This is a genomic window from Rhodothermales bacterium, assembly GCA_017643395.1.
Taxonomy (GTDB): domain Bacteria; phylum Bacteroidota; class Rhodothermia; order Rhodothermales; family UBA10348; genus JABDJZ01.
The window spans coordinates 255,956-273,393 of sequence record JAEPNP010000004.1 but is presented as its reverse complement, the minus strand read 5'-3'; the positions used below and the strand labels follow the sequence as shown (position 1 = coordinate 273,393).

Annotated in this window: 13 protein-coding genes; 9 read left to right on the top strand and 4 right to left on the bottom strand. The window is 64.1% G+C overall.

Features of this window, described 5'->3' with window-relative positions; translation table 11 throughout:
* Window positions 1–68: 68 nt before the first annotated feature.
* Both JJ896_13805 and JJ896_13800 read right to left on the bottom strand, forming a co-directional pair.
* The gene (locus JJ896_13805) at window positions 69–911 is read right to left on the bottom strand and encodes a tetratricopeptide repeat protein (GenBank protein ID MBO6780724.1); all 843 of its coding nucleotides are present in this window, start codon (window positions 909–911) and stop codon (window positions 69–71) included.
* Between the two features lie 223 nt (window positions 912–1,134).
* Window positions 1,135–1,854, bottom strand: a complete 720-nt coding sequence (locus JJ896_13800; protein MBO6780723.1) for a TIGR00730 family Rossman fold protein — start codon at window positions 1,852–1,854, stop codon at window positions 1,135–1,137.
* 104 nt (window positions 1,855–1,958) lie between these two features.
* Here JJ896_13800 and JJ896_13795 point away from each other — a divergent pair, with 104 nt between their 5' ends.
* From JJ896_13795 to JJ896_13765, 7 genes are all read left to right on the top strand, one after another.
* Window positions 1,959–2,957: a hypothetical protein gene (locus tag JJ896_13795; GenBank protein MBO6780722.1), complete on the top strand. Its 999-nt coding sequence runs from the start codon at window positions 1,959–1,961 to the stop codon at window positions 2,955–2,957.
* A gap of 12 nt (window positions 2,958–2,969) precedes the next feature.
* Entirely contained in the window at window positions 2,970–5,339 is a 2,370-nt protein-coding gene (locus tag JJ896_13790; protein MBO6780721.1) for a Smr/MutS family protein, read from the top strand.
* Window positions 5,340–5,346: 7 nt separating this feature from the next.
* A complete protein-coding gene (locus JJ896_13785; protein ID MBO6780720.1) occupies window positions 5,347–5,835 on the top strand; it encodes a DUF4783 domain-containing protein in 489 nt (162 codons plus the stop codon).
* Window positions 5,832–9,791 (top strand): HAMP domain-containing protein, encoded by a 3,960-nt coding sequence (locus JJ896_13780; protein ID MBO6780719.1) that lies wholly within the window; start codon window positions 5,832–5,834, stop codon window positions 9,789–9,791. Before JJ896_13785 ends, JJ896_13780 begins: the two co-directional genes overlap by 4 nt.
* A 41-nt stretch (window positions 9,792–9,832) precedes the next feature.
* Window positions 9,833–11,185 (top strand): Trk system potassium transporter TrkA, encoded by a 1,353-nt coding sequence (gene trkA, locus JJ896_13775; GenBank protein ID MBO6780718.1) that lies wholly within the window; start codon window positions 9,833–9,835, stop codon window positions 11,183–11,185.
* The gene (locus tag JJ896_13770) at window positions 11,185–12,687 is read left to right on the top strand and encodes a potassium transporter (protein ID MBO6780717.1); all 1,503 of its coding nucleotides are present in this window, start codon (window positions 11,185–11,187) and stop codon (window positions 12,685–12,687) included. The genes trkA and JJ896_13770 overlap by 1 nt, the downstream gene beginning before the upstream one ends.
* A 116-nt stretch (window positions 12,688–12,803) precedes the next feature.
* The gene (locus JJ896_13765) at window positions 12,804–13,037 is read left to right on the top strand and encodes a hypothetical protein (GenBank protein MBO6780716.1); all 234 of its coding nucleotides are present in this window, start codon (window positions 12,804–12,806) and stop codon (window positions 13,035–13,037) included.
* 122 nt (window positions 13,038–13,159) lie between these two features.
* On the opposite strand, the gene JJ896_13760 is transcribed toward JJ896_13765, so the two are convergent.
* Together JJ896_13760 and JJ896_13755 are read right to left on the bottom strand one after the other, a co-directional pair.
* Window positions 13,160–13,666 carry a hypothetical protein gene (locus JJ896_13760; protein MBO6780715.1) on the bottom strand — a complete coding sequence of 169 codons (507 nt, stop codon included), beginning with the start codon at window positions 13,664–13,666 and terminating at the stop codon, window positions 13,160–13,162.
* 23 nt (window positions 13,667–13,689) lie between these two features.
* Entirely contained in the window at window positions 13,690–15,183 is a 1,494-nt protein-coding gene (locus JJ896_13755) for a cysteine--tRNA ligase (GenBank protein ID MBO6780714.1), read from the bottom strand.
* 209 nt (window positions 15,184–15,392) lie between these two features.
* On the opposite strand from JJ896_13755, the gene JJ896_13750 reads away from it, so the two are divergent.
* Both JJ896_13750 and JJ896_13745 read left to right on the top strand, forming a co-directional pair.
* Window positions 15,393–16,685 carry an efflux RND transporter periplasmic adaptor subunit gene (locus JJ896_13750; protein MBO6780713.1) on the top strand — a complete coding sequence of 431 codons (1,293 nt, stop codon included), beginning with the start codon at window positions 15,393–15,395 and terminating at the stop codon, window positions 16,683–16,685.
* Window position 16,686: 1 nt separating this feature from the next.
* Window positions 16,687–17,436, top strand: coding sequence for an ABC transporter ATP-binding protein (locus tag JJ896_13745; GenBank protein ID MBO6780712.1), 750 nt, complete (start codon window positions 16,687–16,689; stop codon window positions 17,434–17,436).
* Window positions 17,437–17,438 lie beyond the last annotated feature (2 nt).

Below are 17,438 nucleotides of genomic sequence, written 5' to 3'. Positions count from 1 at the left end.
AGGGACAAAAAAAGGCCCGCACCCCAAACGGGTGCGGGCCTCAAATCTACGCGATGAACGCGTCGCGCTTAGTTGGTCCCGAGAACTTCAAGGAAGTGCTCGGCCGAAGCGCGGTAGCTGCCCACGGCGGCGCTCTGGAAGGCGGCGCGAGCGCCGTCGGCGTCGCCGGCACGCATCAGCGCCTCACCTTTCACGAAATAGATCTTGGCCTTGTCGGTGCGAGAACCGCGGTGCAGTTCCAGCGCCTGGTCCGCGGCTGCCACGGCATCGGCCGTCTGGCCTTTGGCGTGCAGAGCGACGGCTCGGTAATAGAGCACGTCGGCGTCAGGCTCGACGTACTGCGCAACCTGATCCAGGGCGGCGATGGCTTCATCCGCATCGGCAGATGTGGCACCATTGGCGTTCCGGCTCAGCGCTGTGGATGCGACATAGACAAAATGCTCGCGCACGGCACTCTCGGCCTTGCGGGCAGTCGCCCGATCCGCGTTGGCGTTGCCAACTTCGACGGCCTGGGTAAAGGCGGCCATCGCATCGTCAATGCGCTCCATTTTTTTCAGAGCGAGCGCTTTGCCAAGGAAGTTCTTGGCGTACGTGGGGTGGCGCGTAATGCCGTTCTCGAAGTGGGCCAGTGCAGCGTCGAAATTTTCCGCGCGGGTCTGACGAACACCAAACGAGTATTCGATCTGTCCGATGATGCGGTTGGCGCGGGATTCCACATCGGAGTCCCCCTCAGCCCGGGCACCTGAAGCTGCCTCGGTAAATTTCTTCAGCGCTTCGGTGTAGTTCTTCGCCTCAGCAGCGACGAGGCCTGCGTTGTAAGCCTCTTTGTAGTCCTGCGCGGTAGCGGGAACGGCCAGGATTACGGCCAGCAGGAGCAGCGTCAGCATCCTCAGGGTGCTAGTGCCGGTCATAACGGTAGATGTTGGTTTGATTGCAGTCGGGGGGATGACGGGCTCAGTGACCGGGTGGGTTCCACCTGCCGGACTAACCATGCGTAGGAAAGCCAGTCACTTATGCAGCGCACTTGCTGCAGAGCGTGTCATTACGCGACTCCGAAACGCGTGGTTCCGGAAGCGAACGGTCACCCGTACAAGGTGGACACGCAAGGAGTGCGCCGGTTTCCCATTTCGGTGGTCAGAAATTCGGAACCATGGAATGTTCGCGGTAAAACCGCTCCACAATGTCCACTGCTTCGGACACACTGTCCGTCACGTGGAACAGATCCGGGTCGCCCGGGGAGATCTTCCCGTCGGCCAGCATGGTCTCGTGCAGCCAGTCCACCAGGCCGCCCCAGTATGAGCTGCCGACCAGTACCACCGGGAATCGCGTCGACTTCTGCGTCTGGATCAGGGTGAGCGCTTCGAAAAGTTCGTCGAGCGTCCCGAAACCGCCCGGCATCACGATGAAGCCCATCGCATACTTGACGAACATCACCTTGCGCACGAAGAAGAAGTCGAAATCGATGCTCTTGTCGGAGTCAACGTAGATGTTGCCCGACTGCTCATGGGGGATCACGATGTTGAGGCCCACCGACACGCCTCCGGCCTCGTTCGCGCCCTTGTTGCCGGCCTCCATGATGCCGGGACCGCCGCCCGTGATGACTCCGAAACCGCGGCGGACCAGTTCCTTGGCCAGGTCAACGGCCTGCTGATATTCCGGATGGTCGGGCTTGGTGCGGGCAGAGCCGAAGATGGATACGCACGGCCCGACCTCCGACAGCTTCTCAAACCCGTCCACAAACTCGCCCATGATCCGGAAGACCCGCCAGAGGTCCCGAATCCGGGTCTCGTGCCAGGTGTCGATTTCGGTCGGGCTCATCGACCGTAGAAATTGGGAGCGTTTGCGGGGGTCCATGGACAATCGATCGGGTTGGCCGACACGATAGGAGGTTTGACCCAAAGTTCCCACGTGTCGCAAGGCCCCGATCTATTTTGCCGCCTCAGCAGTAGTTCTGACGCATGAAGCTCATTATTCCCATGGCCGGTCGCGGTACGCGCGTGCGGCCTCACTCCCACGTCACGCCGAAGCCCCTGCTCAACGTTCGGGGCACCAGCATGGTGGAGCGCATTGTCGATACGTTCAATGCCGTGTTGCCGCGTCCGCTCGACTCCGGAGTGTTCATTCTCGGCCCTGATTTTGGCGATGCGGTCCGAGACACCCTCACCGGAATCTGCGAACGACACGGCATGACTGCCTCGTTCGCCGTGCAGGATCCGCCGCTGGGCACGGCGCATGCCGTCGGAGTGGCCGGTGACGCGCTTGAAGGAGAAGGGATCGTCGTGTTCGCAGACACGCTGTTCTACATGGAGCCCGGAGTGAGTCTCGACGAGGCCGATGTCGTGGCGTGGGTCAAGCATGTCGACGACCCCCGCAGATTTGGCGTGGCCGTGCGGGAGGGAGATCGGGTGGTCGAGTTCGTGGAGAAGCCCGATACGATCATTTCCAATGAGGCCCTCATCGGCATCTACTACGTGAAGGACCTGGCCCGCATGAAGCAGGGCATCGATTACCTGTTCGAGAACAAGATTCACGGCAAAGGCGGCGAGTACTACCTGACTGACGCCTTTGACTGGATGCTCAAGCAGGGTGACCTGTTTCGCACGGCCAACGTTACCGAGTGGCTGGACTGCGGAACCATCCCGGCTCTGAAGGACACCACCCGGTTCGTGCTCGACTACGAGAAAGAGAAGCCGGGCGGTGGCGAGGCGCTGAATTCCACCGTAATCGAGCCGGTGTTCCTCGCGGAGGGGGCCCGTGTCGAAAACTCCGTGGTGGGGCCGAACGTGTCCGTGGAGGCCGGTGCCGTGGTTCGGGATTCGGTGGTGACGAACTCCATCCTGTTTGCCAATGCGGTTGTGGAACACGCCCGCCTGGACGATAGCCTGGTCGGCCAGAACGCCGAGGTCCGGGGCTTCTCCGGCTCGGCAAATGTGGGGGATCACTCCACGATCGGCTAACGTTTGGGCGCGATGGACCTGTATCCATCGCATATCGGTGAGCGCCTCGGCTTCGATGTCATTCGCAAGCACCTGCTGAAACGTGCTGCGAGTGATGTGGGCCGCTCGGTACTGGAAGGACTTGAGCCCCTTCCGTTCGACGTGGCCACAGCTGAGCTGGACCAGGTTTCCGGTCTTCAGGGCCTGCTCCAGGCCGGCGATCTGTTGCCGGAAGCCTTGTTCGATCCCGTCGACGACCTGCTGGCCTCGGTGCGCCCGCGCGGAGCCTTCCTCGATCCGGACGGCCTGCTGGAGGTCCGTCGCGTGTGCGTCGCGACCACGGATGTGGCCCGCGTCCTGGTAAGGGAATCGGCCCCGCGCGCGCTGCGATCAGAAGGAGCGCGGTTCGCGCCGCTGGACGACCTGCGGACCGCCATCGAGGACCTCATCGAGGCGGACGGGTCCGTCAAGGACTCCGCCTCCAGGGAGTTGCGTGACATCCGACGCCGCATGCGCACGGCACAGTCCCATGTGCGGCGCTCGCTGATGGATGCGCTCCGCAAGGCGACGGGCGAAGGGTGGGCCACCGAGGATCAACCCACATTGCGTGGCGGCCGCATGGTGATTCCGGTGCGCGCGGAGGCGAAGCGTCAACTTGGCGGCATCGTTCACGACGTATCCGCCACGGGCCAGACGGCCTTCGTAGAACCGGCCGAGTCCGTCGAACTCAACAACGAGGTGCGCGAACTGGAGGCCGCCGAGCGCAGGGAGGTGGTCCGTCTCCTGACACTGGTATCTGACATGGTTCGGGCTCACTCAGACGACATCGCCCGGAATGTGGAGCTGCTGGCGCACTATGACGCGCGAAGAGCCAAGGCTCTGCTGGCGCACGCCCTGGATGCCCGCGTTCCGGAGCGTGCGGACGATGGGGTCATTCGACTGGTGACGGCGCGCAATGCCGAATTGATGCTCCTGGCCAGGGACGACGCCCGCGATGTGGTGCCCTTGAGCCTGGATCTGCATTCGGGTGCCTCCATGCTGGTCATCTCGGGCCCCAACGCAGGCGGCAAGTCTGTTGCCATGAAGACGGTGGGCCTGTTTGCGTTGATGCTGTCCTGCGGAGTCCCGATACCCGTCGAAGCGGGCTCCCGCCTGGACCGATTTGATCGCCTGCTTGCCGATATCGGGGACGAGCAGTCGGTAGAGGATGACCTGTCCACGTTCTCGTCCCGACTGGCGCGCACCCGGGTGATGGTCGAACAGGCGGACGCGCGCACGCTGGTGCTCATCGATGAGGCCGGGACGGGCACGGATCCCCAGGAGGGCTCGGCGCTGGCCCAGGCGACGCTCGAACTTCTGCATGACGTCGGCGCGCGGGTAGTGGTGACCACGCATCATGCCGCACTCAAGCGCTTTGCCCATGAGACCGAGGGTGCTGTGAACGCCATGATGCGCTTTGACGAGGCATCACTGCGCCCGACCTATGAGTTCGAGCCCGGCCTGCCTGGGGCCTCGTATGCCTTCGAGATTGCGGATCGCATGGGGCTGCCGGCGACGCTTGTCGGGCGCAGCCGGGAGCTGCTGGGCAGCGACCATGTTTCCTTCGAGCGGTTGCTCGCCGACCTGGAAGAACGGAATCGGCAGCTCCAGGAGCAGGTGGACCGGCAAGTCATTGAGGCCCGCAAGGCCGCCGATCGGCGCAGGACCCTCGAGGATCGGCTGGAGGCACTGACCGGTGCGCGCGACGATATCAGGGAGAAGGCGCTCGGGGAGGCCGAGGACCTTCTAGGCGGCGTCAATGCGGAGGTCGAGCGTGCCATCCGGGAGATCCGTGAGTCCCAGGCCAATCCCGAGACCGTGCGAAAGGCCCGTCAGCGTCTGGACGCCACGCGGGAGAAGGTGGGCAAGGCGCAGCGCAAGAGCTCACGTCGCAAGCAGTCCAGGAAGCGCGAGAAGGCACCTGCGAGGCAGGGGCCCATCGGTCTTGGAGATCAGGTGCGCGTGGGAAGGGACGGTCCGGTCGGGGAAGTACTTGAGATCAAGGATTCCGAGGCCGTGGTGGCAATTGGTCCGGCCCACAGCCGCGTAAAGCTCGCCCGTCTTGTGAAGGTCGGCGGGAAGGCAGCACAGAAGGTGCTCGTCAAAGCCAGGCTCGAACCGTCGGCAGCACGGCTGCGCATTGACGTTCGTGGAAAGCGAGCACTCGAGGCTGTGGCTGAAGTGGAGCGATTTGTGGACGAGGGCCTGTCTGCCGGACTGGAGCGGGCGGAGATTCTGCATGGCAAGGGCACGGGCGCGCTGCGCGCCTCGATTCACGACTACCTTGAAGCACGTCGGGACGTTACGTTTGACGAGGCGCCCATCGACCAGGGAGGGGCGGGCGTCACCATTGTCTCCTTCTGACGCCTTCATGTCCACAATGCAGCACGGCCGCCGTGATCCACGATGCCTGACGGCCGATGGATCGGTTCTTGCCGCCGCCAGCCTCATGCTGCGCATGCTGTTTTTGGGCCTTCTTGTTTGGGCGATGGCGCCAACGGCCTCCGGCCAGGTGCCGGATTCTCTGGTGGAGCAGGTACGCTCATCCGTGGACGCAGCGGATGTTGAGTCGCTTCTGGCGCTGGGTGAGGGGCGTATCGAGGTAGGCCTGTTCGGGGCGGCCCGGCTGTTCAGTCGTGCCCAGGCGGCCTACGTGCTGTCGGATTTCTTTCGGCAGCATCCGCCGCAGCGTCTGGAGATCGGGGAGTCGGTGTCCACGGAGACCGGCTGGTTTGCCGCCGGCGATTACTACCGGCTGGGCGGTCGCTCGCCACTCAGGGTCTATCTGCGACTGCGTGCGCTGCGCGACGGCAGCTGGGTGGTTCGCGAGATCGTCGTGCTCGACGCCCCGGATTCATGAGTACGCGGTCCTGGAACTGGCTGCTCGTGGCCCTGGCGTTGCTGCTTGCGGGCACCCTCCTGCTCCGGCAGATGGGAGGCGGGCTGGTTGACGACGCGCTTCCCAGGCAGCAGGACGAACTGGTGCAGGCCGCCCTCTCCGACGCCTCTGCAGACTTCCAGAACCGCATCGACCGGCTCACCAGACGAGCGCGCTCCGAGGCGTCGAATCCCGAACTGTCTCGCGCCCTGGCCCGGCTTGGCGACGACGAGGAGGCGGCGGTCTCCGAGCTGGTGCAGCTCATGGCGGATGCCTCCACGCCCGAGCTCATTTCCATCGAGATCTACGATCCGGCGCCGCGCCTGCGGGCGTGGCACGGCGTATCCATGCCGATGGATTCGGCGCCGCAGGATCCGTCATTCCTGAGCGAGCCCCAGGTGCGCATGGCGTTGGACGGAGATCGTCGCGCTGCGCTTGTGGCGTGGCATCCGGTCCTGGAGAGTGGTCGGGCCGTAGGGGCCGTGCGCGTGATGGAGCTGGTGCGGGTTCGCATGCCGGTGCGCAATGAATACCTCAGCGACGTCTCGCTTGCGGACGACTGGCGGAGGAAGACCGGCCTGACGATGCAGGTCGACTACAGTGCCGCGGCGGCCCCTGGCCGAACAGTGATTTCCGACACGGACGGCACCGCGTTGATCTCGGTGGCCGCGATTCCGCCCTCCCAGGAGGAGTTGATACGCTCCACCCGCTTGCGATACGATCATGTGGCGGCTCTCTGGCTGAGCCTGTTGGCGTTCCTGGCTGCGCTGCGAACGGGGCAGGTGGTGCTGCCTCGATTGCGCCCCGGCTGGCAACGCTCGCTGGGAATCGTTGCTCTGGTTCTGGCCGTCCGGCTGGTGTGGTTGCTCATCCGGGTCCCCGGGCGCTACCAGACCGGCAAGGACCCGCTCTCTCCGCTGTTCGATCCGGTACACCTGGCATCCGGGTGGGGGTGGGGGCTGTTCTCCACAACCGGAGACCTCGTGCTGACTGCGCTTGCCGCCCTCGTTGCGGCGGTGCTGATTCTGCGCAATTCGGTGCGCTGTGCCCGGGTGGCTCGGTCACGGCCGGGGGCATTTCGTGCAGGCATTCAGTTTGGCGTGGGCGCCGCACTACTGTTTGCGGTTTTGGCCGGAACGGTGCGCGCCCTGGTCATGGACTCGACGCTGGACTATTTCGCCCGATCGGGTCTCCTGCCGGACCGGCTGGTTGCCGTTGTGTTTGGCGCACTCTTGTTGCTCACGCTGGCGGCGGCGCTGATCTCCATCGGGATCGGCTCCGTGTGGCTGCCGGTCGTCCGGGAGTTGGAGGGCCTGCGCCGTCGCGACACCCTGTTGGCGCTCGGGGGCGCTGGACTGGGCATGCTCGGCATGGGGGTCCTCCTTGGACTTGGGCCGGTGGCCATCAGCCCGGCCGAATGGACGGCCCTGCTACTGTTTACAGTGCTCTCCTTCCTGGCTGCCCTGACGCTGCCCTACAGCGTACGGTGGCCGGCAGCCGGGTTCTACCTGCGCAGCATCCTGCTGTTTGTGGTGCTGCTGGCCATGGTCCTCTATCCCCTGGTAGACCGTGGCGTCGATGCCAAGGAGAGACTGCGCATGCAAGACGCCGCAGTCTCGTTTGTGGAGGAGCGGGATCCCCGGGTTCTGCTGGCCATCTCCCAGGTGGTTACCGGCCTCGGGGCCATGGAAAACCTTGAGGCACCCGGCCGCCTGGAAGCCGGCCTTCGCGGGTCGTTGCTCGCCTCACTGGGCACCTATGAGGTCTCGGTAACCGTATTTGGTCCGGACGATGAGCTGGTTGCCCGGAGTTCGGCCGCGCGCACCCCAACCGCCGTCGCACGCGCGATCCAACAGGACCAGGAGGATCTGGACCTGTTACGCGGGATTCGCTCCGACAAGTCGGAATCCGGCGTCACCATCGAAAAGATCACCAGCGCGGTGGAGCTGGACCGCTTCGACTATATCGGAATCGGGCCGACCAGTGCTGGTGGATGGGCGCTGGTTCGGGCCTCCCAGCACGAGCACCTGCCCTCCGGCAACACCCCGTTTCCAAGGGTCCTGGTGCCTGCCGGGTACTACGGCAGCCTGTACCCGGATCTGTCGATTGCGGAGTTCCGGGAGGACGTGCTCGTTCGCAGCTTTGGTTCGGCCTTCGGGCGAAGTTTTCTGGACCAGGCCATCGCGGACCGCATGCAGGTGCGCGAGCAGTTCTGGGCCTCGGAAACCATCCGCGACCGGAGCTACCTGACGCTATATACCCGCGTGGGGAGGACAGCGGGAGTAACCTCCGGATCCGGCGTGTTCGACCGCTCCGTAATCGCCGTACGCCGTTCGGCGGTCAACCTGTTTGACCGGCTCTACTACCTGTTGCGCCTCACGGTCGCCGGACTGCTGCTGGGCATTCCGCTGTATCTGGCAGGGGCGCTGACACGTCTGCGGCGGGGTGAGCTGCCGGCAAGCAAGGTGCGTTTCCGCGACAAGGTGGTGAATGCATTCTTTGCGGTGGGCCTTGTCGTCGTTGTGGCGATGGGCTGGGTAGGCCTGCGTGTGGTCACGGGCGAAACCGACCGGGCCGTCGAAAGCTGGCTGCGGCAGCACCTGGACCGAGTCGAGAACACGTTGGCCCTGCGCGCTGGACCGAACGAGATGCCGTACCGGGTGCTGGAACGGCTGGACGTCGACTCCCTGGCGGCCCAGGTGGGCCTGGACCTGAACGTGTATCTCGGCGTCGAGCTGGAATCGACGAGTCGCCCACAGCTGGTCCGCGACCGGCTGATCTCTTCGCGCATCCCCATCGAGGCGTACGAGAACCTCTTTGTGTCCGGTTTCCGGTTCGCGTCGGTGGAAGAGCGGCTGGGCCGTTTTGTCTACACGGCCGGGTACCGCGCCCTGCCCGACGAGCAGGGCGTGCCCCGGTACGTCGTGTCTGTGCCGACCCTGCCCGAGCAGGAGCGCATCGAAGAGGAACGCGCGCGTACCGCGGCGTACCTCTTCGGTGCGCTCCTCCTGCTGATGATCGTGGTTATGGTCACCGCTTCGATTGTTGCGGACACGCTGGCCCGGCCTGTGGCCCGGCTCCAGCGTGGCCTGCAACGCGTGGCGGAGGGTCGGTTCGAGCGCATCGGCCCCCTGAAATCCCGCGACGAAATCGCAGATCTGGTGGGCACCTTCAATACGATGCAGGACCAGCTGGCGGACAGCCGGCGCCTGCTCGCGCACCAGGAGCGGCAGCTGGCGTGGCGCGAGATGGCACAGCAGGTCGCGCACGAGATCAAGAATCCGCTGACGCCGATGCGTCTGTCTGTGCAGCACCTGAGGCGGGCGTTCGATCGGGACGGAGGAGGCTCGGCGTTTCGGGACACTCTGGACCGCATCACCAAGACACTGATCGAGCAGATGGACAGCCTCGCGCGCATTGCAGACGAGTTCTCGAGCTTTGCGCGCATGCCGCTTCAGAAGCCGGAGCGGGAGGATCTGAACGACATCGTGCGCGAGGCCGTCACCCTGATGCAGGAGCATGCATCCGTGCAGATCGAACTGCGTCTGACGGAGGAGGCACTGCTCATCGAGGCGGATCACGAGGCCGTGCGGCGCCTGTACATCAACTTTATCAAGAACGCGCTGGAGGCACTCGACGGCGACCGGCCGGGTCACATCGAAGTCTGCACGCGGCGGGAATTCGACACGGACCTGCAACTCGAGGTCGCAGTGGGGGAGGTCTCGGACAACGGTTCGGGCGTGCCGGAGGAGCTGCGGGACCGGATCTTCAACCCGTCCTTTTCCACCAAGACAAGTGGAACCGGCCTGGGCCTGGCCATCGCCAAGAACACGGTGGAGGAGCTTCGAGGCCGCATCGGATTCGACACCAAAGAGGGAGAGGGGTCCGTGTTCTGGGCGCGATTCCCACTGCTTTCCCATACCGGGCAGAGCGACTAGCCGTATTTTGCGGACCGACTCAGGTCCCCATCTCCATCCCCATGCGCGCAATTGTCGTCGGTGCCGGCGAAGTAGGATTCGACGTAGCCCGGCTGCTGGCGATGGAGGAGCACGACGTGGTGGTCATCGACAAGGACGATGACGCCCTGGCGGTCGTTCGCGAGAAGCTGGACGTGATGACCGTGACCGGAAATGGCACGTCTGCGGACATTCTCAAGAGGGCTGGTGCGCCGTCGGCGGAGCTGCTGATTGCAGTCACCACGATCGACGAGGTGAACATTGTCGCCTGCATGCTGGCAAGTCGGCTGGGCACGCGCTCGACCATCGCCCGCGTGCGGTCAGGAGAGTTGTCTCACCAGGAGTCGGTGCTGAGCAACGAGGACTTCGGCATCGACACGGTCATCCACCCTGAGGAGGCCGCCGCAGCCGAAGTGGAGCGCCTGATTCGCCGGGCGGGGGCTTCCGATGTGGTGACGCTCGCCGAAGGCAAGCTGCATCTGGTCGGGCTGCGGCTCGATGAGGACTCTCCGGTGCTGGGCTACACGCTCGAGCAGCTCCAGCAGGAGCATCCGTCACCACACATCGGCGTGATGGCCATCACCCGCGGCATTCGCACCATTCTGCCGGGTCCGGCAGACACGCTGCGCAAGAACGACGTGGTCTTTGTGGCGGCGCAGCCGAAGCACGTACCGCATGTGCTCGAGGTGATGGGCAAGAAGGACCACCGGATCGAACACATCATGATTATCGGTGGCTCGCAGGTGGCTGCGCGCGTTGCCCAGCGATTGTCGGCAGGGCGATATCGGCAGATCAAACTGGTGGAGGAGGACCGAAAGCGGGCACAAAACCTCTCCGAGCTGCTGGGAGGGGTACTGGTGATCCATGGCGCCCCCACGGACATCGACCTGCTTGTCATGGAGGGCATGCCGGACATGGACGCCGTCGTGGCACTTACGGACGATGAGGAATCCAACCTGGTGTCGTGTCTGCTGGCCAAACACCTGGGCGTGCGCAAGACGGTCGCGCTCCTGTCGAAGCCGGCCTACATCCCCATCAGCCAGTCGATTGGTCTTGATTCAGCCGTCAATATGAAGCTGACGGTATCCCGCGAGGTCATCAGCAGCCTGCGAGGACAGCATGTCATGAGCGTGGCGTCGGTGCCTGGGCTGGATGCCGAGATCCTGGAGATCGAAGCCCAGCCCCGGTCAGCCGTGACGCGCGCCCCTCTGGAGGAGTTGACGCTGCCGAAAGACATGTTGGTAGCGGGTGTGCATCACGGCAAGTCGGTAGAAATCGCCACGGGCTCGACCCGCATTGCGGCGGGTGACCGTGCCTTCGTGTTTGCGCGTCAATCGGCGCTTGCAGAAGTCGAGTCCTTCTTCTCGCGGCCCTGATGGTACTCAACCTGCGCGCTGTGCTGGGCACGCTGGCTGCCCTGGTCGGGTTTGCCGGAGTTGCGATGCTGGCGCCCGTCGGCGTTGCGGCCTTTTACGGGGAGGAGGCCTGGTGGCCGTTCCTCGTGACGGCGCTCGGAGCCATGGGAGTAGGCGGTGGCGTGTGGTTGCGATGGGGCCGCGGCGAAGGGGACGCGATTCGCATTCGGGAGGGCTTCGCCATTGTCGCGCTTGCCTGGATTGTGATCTCGCTGGCCGGTGCCGTTCCGCTCCTGCTGGGAGGGGTGACCGCTTCGTTTACGGATGCCTTTTTCGAGACCGTCTCCGGGTTTACGACCACAGGCGCGACGATTCTGGGCGGGGGCGGAAATCCGGATATCGAATCGCTTCCCAACGCCTTTCTGTTCTGGCGCAGCCTGACCCACTGGCTGGGAGGTATGGGCATCATTGTGCTGACGCTGGCCATTTTGCCGATCCTGGGCGTGGGTAGCATGCAGCTCTTCAAGGCTGAAGTGCCCGGACCGACGGCCGACAAGCTCACTCCGCGAGTGCGCGAGACGGCCCGGCGATTGTGGCTGATTTATGTGGGCATCACGGCGGTTCAGGTGGCGGTTCTCGCCCCCGCGCTGGGATTGTTCGAGGCCGTGAACCATGCTTTCGCGACCATGGCGACTGGCGGCTTCTCTACCCGAAACGCTTCTGTGGGCCACTTTTCATCAGCCTACGTGGACTGGGTGATCACGCTGTTCATGTATGTGGCGGGCGTCAACTTTGCCCTGCACTTTCGGCTGCTGCGCGGGCAGGCCATCACGGTGTTCCGTGACACGGAATTCCGCGTCTACACGCTAATCGTGCTGGTCGCTTCGGTTGTGACTGCTCTGGCGCTTTGGGACCCTGTTCGCCTGGCGATGCCGGGGGGCGGAGTCAGCCAGGGATATGCCGACTTCACGGAAGCCCTGCGGTTTGGTGCGTTCCAGTCCACCGCCATCGTCACGACGACCGGCTTCGCCACGGCGGACTACGAACTGTGGCCCCCGGTGGCTATCGGCGTGCTGTTCGTGCTGTTTTTCGTCGGGGGCATGGCCGGCTCGACCGGAGGCGGAGTGAAGGTGGTGCGGCATGTACTGCTGTTCAAGAACTCCTTCAAGGAAGTGAAGCAGCTCGTGCACCCGCAGGCAGTTCTCAATGTGCGGCTGAATGACCGTGTGGTGCCGCAGGAAGTGATGCGCAATGTCCTGAGCTTCATTGTGCTCTACTTTGCGCTTATCGGCCTTGGCACGCTCGCGATGACGGTCGTCGGCGCGGATATCCTGACTGCATTCGGAGGCGCCCTGTCCAGCGTGGGCAATGTCGGGCCGGCGTTTGGAACGCTCGGGCCTGCAGAGAACTACGCGCACATACCCGCCGCAGGGAAGTGGGTGCTTTCCTTCCTGATGGTGGCTGGTCGTCTGGAGATTTTCACCATGCTGATCATCTTCGCACCCTCGTTCTGGAGGCGGTGACCGGCAGATTTTGCCGGGTCGGTCAGGGCTTCAGGGCCCCTGGGCGTGCGTTTGGGGCTGTTTTGCGGCGGCACACGGCTTGTAAGGCCTGCAGTCATCACTCACCCCCCTCTGTCATGACTGCGAAGGATCACATGGAGCGCTTTGCCCGCCGCGTGCCGGGAGGAGGCATCGCCTGGGAAAACTCCATTTTCAACGCTTCCCAGGATCACGATTCCAGCCGACTGCTCGACGCTGCGGTAGATATCGCCTGGGAGCGTCTGATTCAGGGTGCCTCCGTGGCTACCAGGAATCTTGCGATCAACAACGAAGGGCGCTTGCTCGTCTTTCGGCTGGGCGGGCGCGCCTGAGCTTCGGGCCGAAGCCCGAACTGCCGACCGCGCCTGAACGCTTTGCGCCGCGAGCGGTCAGCCCGCGCCCCCTTGGCGGTCGCCGGCCGTCAGGCCGCCGCATGAGCTGCGGGCACCCCCGGTCAGACCTTCGCCGGCACGTCCGAGAAGTCCCGCCACCCGAAGTAGTGCAGGGCGAAGCGCATCTTGTAGGCCTTCATCTTGCCAAATCCTGGCAGTTTTTCCAGGAGTTTTGCGACCTCATCGGCCGAACGATCCTCGGCCCAGATGTTGCCGGCATCGCCGTCATATTGGTCGACCAGGACCTGCGCTACCTGCTGCGTGTAGGCGGCCATCTTGTTCGTGAAACGATGGACCGCAGGCGTCTGGGCAAAGAGCGTGCGGAACTCGTCCGGATCATGCTGTGCGATCTTTCCCGGGTCGAGGTGGCCAAGCCGCTCGTGCAAACGCCGGGCGCCCATGAAGGCCTGCTCCGCGAGCATGCGCTGGTCGTAGAGCATGCCGAACAGCACGGCGTTGGCATTCGACCTGAGATACAGGTCTTCCTCGGGCTCTCCAGTCAGGGTGCCCTCCGCCCAAAAGCGGTTCATCATGCGAACCAGGCCCCCGTCCAGGGTGCCGTAGTCCATGGGTTGCGTTGGAGGGGCGTTGCTCACAGGTCCTGACGGCGTTTCCAGCGGGGTCCTTCGGGAGTGTCCATGATTTCGATGCCTTCGGCGGCAAGTTCATCGCGGATGGCGTCGGCGCGGGCAAAGTCGCGGTCGGCTCGTGCCTGCTGCCGCTCCGCGAGCAGACCGTCGATGCGGGCTACATGCGGATCGTCCGCGTCCGAGGCCGGTTCGTCCGTGTCGGGTTCGATGACGCCTAACAGTGCGTTTACCCGGTCAAACCAGGCCAGACCGGACCGGGCGCTTTCGGCGTTCAGGCCGCGGGACATCCCGTGGATCAACTTGACACCCTCGATGAGTGCGGCGATGGCCTCCGGGGTGTTCAGGTCGTCGCAAAGGGCCGCCAGCATGCGGTCATACAGGGCGTCCAGTCGCTCACCGATGCGATCAGGCCCGTCGCCGTCGGCTGTGCGCAACAGTTCGATTGCACTGGCGATGCGCTCGCGATGCTTGCCCGATGCCTTCAGCGTGGCCTTTGTGAAGTTGAACGGCTTGCGATAGTGCCCGGACATCAAGGCCAGGCGGAGCGCCAGGGGATCGACACCCCAGCCGTCGTCGTCGCGAGGGGCCGTGAGCCGTCGCACCGTCAGGAAGTTGCCCTTGCTCTTGGACATCTTCTCGCCCTCGACCTGGAGAAAGCGAGTGTGCACCCAGTGCCTGGCGAAAGGCTCACCGGAAAGGGCCTCCGCCTGGGCGATCTCGCACTCATGGTGTGGGAAAATGAGATCCTCACCCCCGGCGTGCAGGTCGATGGTTTCTCCCAGGTATGCGGAGGCCATCACGGAACACTCAATGTGCCAGCCGGGAAACCCCCACCCCCACGGGCTATGCCATTGCATCAGGTGCTTTTCGTCCTTTTTCCAGAGTGCAAAGTCGCGGGGGTCCCGTTTTCCGGGATCGGAGACCACCTCGCGCACTTCCTGGTCGAGGGCGTCGGCGTTGAGGTTGCCCGACAGCTTGCCGTACTCAGGGAAGGAGGCCACCGAGAAATAGATGCCTTGCTCCGTTTCGTAGGCGTGTCCGCGCTCGAGCAGCACGCTCACTGCGGTGATCTGCTCCCGCATGTGCTCGGTTGCGCGGGGCCGCACGGTGGGCTCGAGCAGATTCAGTCGGCGCCAGTCGCCGAGCAGCGATTCCGTGTAATAGCGCGCAAGGTCCCAGACGTTGGCGAATCGTTCGCCTTCCTTGGACTTGAGCGCCTTGGCCATGCGGTCTTCTCCGCCCGCATCGGCCGCATCGTCCTCCGTCAGGTGCCCAACATCGGTGACGTTGGTGACGTACGTCACGTCCAGACCGACGGCCTGCCCCAGCCGGAAAATCAGGTCAGCTGTCAAGAACGACCGGAAATTCCCAATGTGCGCATAGGAGTACACCGTGGGGCCGCAGGAATAGAAACGCAGATGTCCGGGCTCGATCAGCTGCAGTTCCTCGGGGGAATTCGTGAGCGTGTTGTAGAGCCGGATGGAGGGGTGGGGCATGGGCAAAAGGCTTGGCCCGCCCACAACGCGTTGATGCGGCGGCCGGTTCGCCATACGGGCGCATCCGGCGGTCCCGGCGGCTGGTCACGGAACTGTCACGCTTCTGCTCCAACTCTATAGCGTGCGAAACGGCCCACCCGGCCTCGCGTACGGGGCCCCAAACGCATAGAGCGTTCCCTAGAGAACAACCCCGTCAGGTGGGGTACCCCATGAAAAAAATTGTTGCCATCGGCGTCGTTGTCGTGCTCTCGGGAGCCGCGATCTGGCGCTTCACCAGCGGACAGGGTGAGCCCACCACCAGCTACCGGTTCGTGACCATGGAGCGCGGAGATCTGGAGGCCGTCGTGACCTCCACCGGTAATCTGGATGCGGTTACCACCGTGCAGGTGGGCACGCAGGTCTCCGGTCGTATCGATCGGCTATTTGTGGACTTCAACGACACGGTGCGTCGCGGACAGCTTATGGCGCTGATCGACACCACATTGCTGGTCTCGGCTGTGCAGGATGCCCGCGCCACGCTGCGTCGCAACACAGCTCAACGCAACTTTGCAGCCACCGAACTGGCTCGCATCCAGCGACTGGCCGATCAGCAGTTCGCAACCGAAGTGGAGCTCAACCAGGCCAAGTATGATCTGGAGCTTGCCGAGGCGAACCTTGAATCTGCCGAGATCGCGCAGGAACGAGCCGAGCGCAACCTCGGATACTCCCGCATCTACGCGCCCATGAGCGGCGTGGTCATCGAGCGGAGTGTGGAGCAGGGCCAGACCGTGGCAGCCAGTATGTCGACGCCACAACTTTTTCTGCTGGCCAACGATCTTTCCGAGTTGGAAATCCTGGCTTCCGTCGACGAATCCGACATTGGCCAGATTCAGGAAGGACAGCAGGTGCGGTTCACCGTCCAGGCCTACGACGACGAGACCTTTGAGGGACGCGTGCGACAGGTACGGTTGCAGTCCGCCACGCAAGACAACGTGGTGACGTACACGGCCGTGGTCGACGTCGACAATACCGACGGTCGTCTGCTTCCAGGCATGACGGCCACCGTGGAGTTCCTGGTGGAGACGGTCTCCGACGTGTACAAGGTGCCGAACGCGGCGCTTCGCTTCCGCCCGACGGAAGAGATGATGACGGAGTTCAGAGAGCGCATGATGGCGGCCCGGGAAGCACAGGGCGCGCCGTCGGACTCCACTCGTCGTGGCGGAGCAGCCGGACAGGGAGGCGGCCAGGCCGCCGGGGCCGCGGCACGCGGCGGATTTGGTGGCGGCGGCTTCGGTGCCGCGAACCGGGGCATGCTCTGGTACCTTGACGAGCAAGGACAGCTTTCGGCGGCGTTTGTACGCACCGGGCTTTCCGACGGCACGATGACGGAAGTGCAGGGTCGCAACATCGAGGCCGGCATGGAGATCATCGCAGGGGTGACGATCACCGAGGGCGGCTCCACGGCCAATCCGTTCCAGCAGAACAACCAGAGTGGCGGGCGCTTCCGCGGAGGCGGGTTCTAGCATGGCGCAAGACGCTGTCATTCAGGTCCGCGACCTGCGCAAGACCTACGAAATGGGCACCAACAAGGTGCACGCCCTTGCCGGCGTGGATCTGGATGTGTACCCCGGAGAAATGATTGCCATCATGGGCGCGTCGGGATCCGGCAAGTCCACCATGATGAACATCATTGGCTGCCTGGACTACCCGACGGGAGGCTCCTATCAGCTTGATGGTGTGCGCGTAGAGACCCTCGGCAAGAACAAGCTGGCCGACATCCGCAACCAGAAGATTGGATTCGTCTTCCAGGGCTTCAATCTGCTGGCGCGCACCACGGCGGTTGAAAACGTCGAGCTGCCGCTGCTCTACGACCGTACGCCCGGCAAGAAAGACACCAAGGCGCTGGCCCGCGAGGCACTGGAGATGGTCGGACTTGGAGAACGCTTGGACCATGTGCCCAGCGAGCTGTCGGGCGGTCAGCAACAGCGCGTGGCCATCGCCCGCGCTCTGGTGACCAAACCTGCCATCCTGCTGGCGGACGAGCCCACAGGCAACCTTGATTCTCGCACATCCGTCGAGGTGATGGACCTCTTCCAGCAGTTGAACGATCAGGGGATCACGATTCTGCTGGTAACCCACGAACACGACGTCGCCGAGTACGCCAAGCGCGTAGTGGAACTGCGCGACGGTCGCATCATCCGGGACGAGACCCAGACGCCGCGCCGCGCCGCGCACGTCATGGAGTCCCTGCCCACTGAAAGCGTGCTGGCCTGACC

Bases quoted from the DNA above. Each gene is read 5' to 3' on its own strand.
- JJ896_13805 (MBO6780724.1), bottom strand. From the start codon at position 911: ATGACCGGCACTAGCACCCTGAGGATGCTGACGCTGCTCCTGCTGGCC.
- JJ896_13800 (MBO6780723.1), bottom strand. From the start codon at position 1,854: ATGGACCCCCGCAAACGCTCCCAATTTCTACGGTCGATGAGCCCGACC.
- JJ896_13795 (MBO6780722.1), top strand. From the start codon at position 1,959: ATGAAGCTCATTATTCCCATGGCCGGTCGCGGTACGCGCGTGCGGCCT.
- JJ896_13790 (MBO6780721.1), top strand. From the start codon at position 2,970: ATGGACCTGTATCCATCGCATATCGGTGAGCGCCTCGGCTTCGATGTC.
- JJ896_13785 (MBO6780720.1), top strand. From the start codon at position 5,347: ATGTCCACAATGCAGCACGGCCGCCGTGATCCACGATGCCTGACGGCC.
- JJ896_13780 (MBO6780719.1), top strand. From the start codon at position 5,832: ATGAGTACGCGGTCCTGGAACTGGCTGCTCGTGGCCCTGGCGTTGCTG.
- trkA (MBO6780718.1), top strand. From the start codon at position 9,833: ATGCGCGCAATTGTCGTCGGTGCCGGCGAAGTAGGATTCGACGTAGCC.
- JJ896_13770 (MBO6780717.1), top strand. From the start codon at position 11,185: ATGGTACTCAACCTGCGCGCTGTGCTGGGCACGCTGGCTGCCCTGGTC.
- JJ896_13765 (MBO6780716.1), top strand. From the start codon at position 12,804: ATGACTGCGAAGGATCACATGGAGCGCTTTGCCCGCCGCGTGCCGGGA.
- JJ896_13760 (MBO6780715.1), bottom strand. From the start codon at position 13,666: ATGGACTACGGCACCCTGGACGGGGGCCTGGTTCGCATGATGAACCGC.
- JJ896_13755 (MBO6780714.1), bottom strand. From the start codon at position 15,183: ATGCCCCACCCCTCCATCCGGCTCTACAACACGCTCACGAATTCCCCC.
- JJ896_13750 (MBO6780713.1), top strand. From the start codon at position 15,393: ATGAAAAAAATTGTTGCCATCGGCGTCGTTGTCGTGCTCTCGGGAGCC.
- JJ896_13745 (MBO6780712.1), top strand. From the start codon at position 16,687: ATGGCGCAAGACGCTGTCATTCAGGTCCGCGACCTGCGCAAGACCTAC.